General features: G+C 44.0%; 1 protein-coding gene and 1 pseudogene. Both read right to left on the bottom strand.

Translation table 11 applies throughout. From position 1 onward, the window contains the following. Positions 1 to 907, bottom strand: a 907-nt coding sequence (gene mobB, locus ACP45E_RS15945; protein ID WP_426511437.1) for a molybdopterin-guanine dinucleotide biosynthesis protein B, incomplete at its 3' end; no start/stop codon positions are given. A gap of 2 nt (positions 908 to 909) precedes the next feature. Next, positions 910 to 1,124 (bottom strand): annotated as a pseudogene (locus ACP45E_RS15940) (molybdenum cofactor guanylyltransferase MobA); the annotation flags it as partial.

The raw sequence follows: 1,124 nt of genomic DNA, 5'->3' as shown, positions 1-1,124 counted from the left end.
TGAGCCGCTCTTCCGATCTCATTATCTTAACCGCTTCACCCTTGTCTAATGATTTATCGTAAGAATGACCAGCAAGTATCTCGGCGACCACTTTATAGAAAGAGCGCCCTAAATCGTCTCCGCGTATCGCATAGCCATCCATTGCTGAGTTTGTATACGATGGCACATTAATTGGCGAAGTAATATCTTCTGCTAGTACGCGGCCATACGATTGTTCAATGGCTATCGATTCGTGTAACTCGACACCAGACACCATTGAAAGAATCTTGTCTCTTCCTTGTTCAACCGATAAAAACGCAGGAGACAAGGTGTCACAACACGCTGAAATAACAGGGGCTACTGAACTTTGACTGATCGCTGTGTTTCGTTTCGCTATGTCGTCATGAGACTGTTCATTATGATCTTTTACATAACTCAGCACGAACTGCGCAATACCTTCAATGTCGTCGATACTCATCTGAGGCAATGGCGCATCAACTATTAAGTCCGCAGCGATGGCAATGATATTCTCGTCATGTGGGTAGATCCAAGGCTTGCCGACTTCTTCTCTGTGTAACTCAATTTTTGGGAATGCGATATTTTTACATCCCTCGACTAAAACCAAATCCAGCTTATTTACATCAAAACGTGTCAATAGGTAATCAAATTCAGATTCAGAATCCGGCGTTTCGGTCATCAGCGCATGGCGGTTTCTTGAAGAAATCAACATCTGAGAAGCGCCTGCTTTTCGAAGTCTAAAGCTGTCTTTTCCGGGTTTATCTACATCAAAATCATGGTGCGCGTGTTTGAGTACTCCGACGCGCAATCCTGAGTTAACCAGCTTAGGTAGCAAAGCTTCCAGCAGTGTTGTTTTTCCCGTCCCTGAGTAGGCGGCAAACCCCAGCAGTGGTAATTGAATAGAAGGCATGTTCATGATTCGATCGCTCCAAATTGGGTCAGTTCATCGGGGGTATTCAAATTAAGAAAGCAATCTGGAGAATCGCTAAAATCAACGTATTCAACGCGACACTCTTTGTAAAGTAAGATGATTTTTCGTTCGCCACGCTCAAGAAACGCATCAAGCTTAGGTAACACGCGCTTATTAAATAAGGTAAAGACAGGCTGTTTATATTCGCCGTCGTGTG

Source organism: Vibrio genomosp. F10 str. 9ZD137, assembly GCF_049974785.1.
Lineage (GTDB): Bacteria > Pseudomonadota > Gammaproteobacteria > Enterobacterales > Vibrionaceae > Vibrio.
The sequence above is the reverse complement of the archived record's forward strand: the minus strand, read 5'-3'. Positions and strand labels throughout refer to the sequence as shown.